Below are 3,218 nucleotides of genomic sequence, written 5' to 3' on the forward strand. Positions count from 1 at the left end.
CGCGGCGGCCGAGGGCCGGCCGTGGACGGAACTGCAATTGCCGAGCACGATCGGCAGCATCGCCGTCGACGGCGTGCGTGTCACTGCTCGGTTCGGGTGGGCCGCGGTCCCGGCCACGATCAAGCAGGCGACGTTGCTGCAGGCGTCGCGTCTGTTCGCTCGGCGTGACTCGCCGTTCGGCGTGGCGGGCTCGCCCGACGTGGGATCCGAACTGCGGTTACTCGCCAAGCTCGACCCCGACGTTCAGGTGATGGTGGCCGCCTACCGCCGTGACCCGAAGCGGGTCGGGTGATCGCGTGAACATCGCGACCGTGATGGACGAGATGGGCGCGGCGCTCGCCACGATCGCCGGGCTGAACGTCTTTCCGTTCAGCGCCAACCGCATCACGCCGCCCGCGGTGATCGTCGGCTGGCCGGACCCGCTGACCTACGACGCCACGCTGCAGCGCGGCAAGGACCGGTTCACCCTTCCGCTCTACGTGGTGGTGGGCAAGGTCGAAGCCCGCTCGGCGCGGGACCGGCTGGCCGTCTACCTCGACGGGGCCGCGGCCGGGAGCGTCAAGGCCGCCCTGGAGCGCCACACCTTCACCACGTGCGACTCGGTGCGTGTGACCGAGGTTCGGGTGGACGCCGTGACCGTGGCCGGCGTCGAGTACCTGGGCGCGATCTTTCAGACCGATGTGATTGGACCGGGAGGTTCGTAATGGCCGTGCACGGCAAGAACGCCGTCGTGATGATCAACACGACGGACATCAGCGAGTACTGCAACTCGGTGGCGCCCAAGCGCTCCGCGGACTCGCACGACACCACGACGTTCGGCAAGACCGCCCACACCTACCAGGGCGGGCTGCTGGACGGCACCGTGTCTATCGAGGGGTTCTACGAGAGCGGCACCACCGGCCCGAAGACCGCGCTGGAGGGCGCGCTGGGCCAGACCGTGGACTTCGTCTACCGGCCGGAGGGCACCGGCTCGGGCAAGCCCCAGCAGTCCGGCGACGCCGTGGTCACCTCCTACGAGGAGACGACCCCAGTCGCGGACATGATCACGTTCAAGGCTGAGCTGCAGCTCTCGGACACCTTCGCCCTCACCACCCAGCCCACCACCCCCTGACCGAGAAAAGGAACTCTCCACAATGGACAAGTCTGCACTGCTCAAACCGCGGCTGGCCGAGCGGGACGTGGAAGTCCCGGGCGTGGGCACCGTGCGGGTCCGCAGCCTCTCCCGGGCCGAGGCGCTGTCGCTCAAGGGCAAGGAGATGTCCGCGGGCAAGATGGAACGCACCCTGCTCGCGCTGGCGATGGTCAACCCCGCGCTCACCGAGGACGAGGTCAAGCAGTGGCAGGACGCCGCACCGGCCGGGGAGCTCAACGCGGTGCAGGACGCGATCCTGGAGCTGTCCGGCATGAAGAAGGAGGCCGCCAAAAGCGATCTGGCTGGAGATGCAGAGTGAGGACTCCGATCTGGAGTTCGAGTTCTACCTGGCCGATCGCCTAGGCCGTACGGTCGCCGAGCTGCGCGAGTCCCTGTCTCAGGACGAGTACGTGGCGTGGACCGTCTACTTCGGCCGGAAGGCGCAGCGGAACGAACTGGCGATGAAAACGGCGAAACGGGGGAGGTGAACCGTGGCGGACGAGCTGATCCGGGTCGAGGGCTGGCGGGAGCTGTCCCGCTCGCTGCGGCGCGCCAACTCCGAGCTGCCCAAGGGGCTACGGCTGGCGGCGAACGAGGCCGCGCAGCTCGTCGTCAACGACGCCCGCCCGAAGGTCCCGGTCGGGCCGGGCAAGGGCGGCCACGCCGCCTCCTCGATCAAGGCCGCCTCGACCCGCACCGCGGCGCGGGTGCAGGGCGGCGGATCGAAGTTCCCCTACTACCCCTGGCTGGACTTCGGCGGCCGCGTCGGGCCGAGCAAGAGCGTGCGCCGGCCGTTCATGAAGACCGGCCGCTACCTGTGGAAGTCCTACGCCGACCAGAAGACCAAGGTCGCTGACACCCTCGACACCGCGCTGCGCCGCGTGATCGAGGACGCCGGAATCGGGGTGGAGTGATGGCCGGGCTCGGTCCCACCGTCAAGCTCGTCTTCGCCGGCGACGCCTCGCAGCTGGACAAGACCATGAAGGACGTCGGCGATTCCGGCGACCGCATGGTCAAGGAGTTCAGCGCGAAGAGTGCCGGGCTCGCGCTCGCCGGTGGCATCGCAGCGACAGGGCTGGTGGACGCGTTCCAGCAGAACCTCGACATGGGCGCGGCGAACGCGAAGCTCGAAGCGCAGCTGGGCGCGGGCAGCGAGTTGGCCGCGGCCGCCGGCGAGATCGCCGGGAACCTCTACGCCGACGCCTACGGCGACAGCCTCGCCACGGTCAACGACGCCGTGAAGACGGTGCTGCAGTCCGGGGCGCTGATGGAAGACGCCTCGAACGACCAGATCCAGGCCATCACCGCCAACGCCATGTCGCTGTCGGAGGCGTTCGGGGTCGACGTGCAGTCGTCGATGAACGCCGTCGCGCAGCTGATGCGCACCGGCCTCGCGCCGAGCGCCGAGGCCGCGCTGGACGTGATCACCCGCGGGTTCCAGCAGGGCGTCGACAAGGGCGGCGACTTCCTCGACACGCTCAACGAGTACTCGACGCAGTTCCGCAAGCTCGGGCTCGACGCCACCACGGCCACCGGGCTGATGTCGCAGGGGCTGCAGGCCGGCGCCCGGGACGCGGACGTGGTCGCGGACGCGCTGAAGGAGTTCTCCATCCGCGCCGTCGACGGCACCAAGACCACCGCCGACGGGTTCAAGATGCTGGGGCTCAACGCCGACCAGATGGCCGCCCAGATCGCGCAGGGCGGGCAGACAGCCTCGGCTGGGCTGGACGTGGTCCTGGACCGGCTGCGCGACATCAAGGACCCGGTGCTGCAGTCGCAAGCCGCGGTGGCGCTGTTCGGCACCCAAGCCGAGGACCTCGGCGCCGCGCTCTACGCCCTGGACCCCTCGACCGCGGTGGCCGCGCTGGGCAACGTCGACGGCGCCGCGGCCACGGTCAACGAGACCCTGTCCGACACCGCGCAGAACAAGATCACCGCGCTGCAGCGCGGGTTCCAGGACTGGACAAACTCGCTGGTCACCACCAACGGCCCCCTCGGCGAGCTGGCGGCCGGGGTGATGGCCTTCGGCCAGCCCGCGCTCACGATGCTGTCGAGCATCGGCATGATCGCGCTCGCGTTCCAGGGC

The 3,218-nt window shown here is 69.6% G+C and carries 6 protein-coding genes and 1 pseudogene; all 7 read left to right on the forward strand.

The genetic code is table 11. The features are described from left to right. A pseudogene (locus tag FPZ41_RS45775) lies at nucleotides 1-292 on the forward strand (hypothetical protein); the annotation flags it as partial. 4 nt (nucleotides 293-296) lie between these two features. Continuing rightward, on the forward strand, nucleotides 297-704 hold the full coding sequence (locus FPZ41_RS45780; protein WP_152870742.1) for a hypothetical protein: 408 nt from the start codon (nucleotides 297-299) through the stop codon (nucleotides 702-704). Beyond that, the gene (locus tag FPZ41_RS45785) at nucleotides 704-1,111 is read left to right on the forward strand and encodes a hypothetical protein (RefSeq protein ID WP_152870743.1); all 408 of its coding nucleotides are present in this window, start codon (nucleotides 704-706) and stop codon (nucleotides 1,109-1,111) included. The genes FPZ41_RS45780 and FPZ41_RS45785 overlap by 1 nt, the downstream gene beginning before the upstream one ends. A gap of 22 nt (nucleotides 1,112-1,133) precedes the next feature. Next, a complete protein-coding gene (locus FPZ41_RS45790; protein ID WP_152870745.1) occupies nucleotides 1,134-1,451 on the forward strand; it encodes a hypothetical protein in 318 nt (105 codons plus the stop codon). Then, on the forward strand, nucleotides 1,441-1,620 hold the full coding sequence (locus FPZ41_RS45795) for a hypothetical protein (protein WP_152870747.1): 180 nt from the start codon (nucleotides 1,441-1,443) through the stop codon (nucleotides 1,618-1,620). The genes FPZ41_RS45790 and FPZ41_RS45795 overlap by 11 nt, the downstream gene beginning before the upstream one ends. A gap of 3 nt (nucleotides 1,621-1,623) precedes the next feature. Next, a complete protein-coding gene (locus FPZ41_RS45800; RefSeq protein ID WP_228023457.1) occupies nucleotides 1,624-2,046 on the forward strand; it encodes a hypothetical protein in 423 nt (140 codons plus the stop codon). Continuing rightward, nucleotides 2,046-3,218, forward strand: a 1,173-nt coding sequence (locus FPZ41_RS45805; RefSeq protein ID WP_194236457.1) for a phage tail tape measure protein, incomplete at its 3' end; no start/stop codon positions are given. The genes FPZ41_RS45800 and FPZ41_RS45805, both read left to right, overlap by 1 nt.

Source organism: Streptomyces acidicola, from assembly GCF_009377235.1.
GTDB classification, from domain to species: Bacteria; Actinomycetota; Actinomycetes; order Streptomycetales; family Streptomycetaceae; genus Streptomyces; species Streptomyces acidicola.

Excerpts from the sequence above, each read along its gene's own strand:
- FPZ41_RS45785 (WP_152870743.1), top strand. The coding sequence starts at position 704 with ATGGCCGTGCACGGCAAGAACGCCGTCGTGATGATCAACACGACGGAC.
- FPZ41_RS45790 (WP_152870745.1), top strand. The coding sequence starts at position 1,134 with ATGGACAAGTCTGCACTGCTCAAACCGCGGCTGGCCGAGCGGGACGTG.
- FPZ41_RS45795 (WP_152870747.1), top strand. The coding sequence starts at position 1,441 with ATGCAGAGTGAGGACTCCGATCTGGAGTTCGAGTTCTACCTGGCCGAT.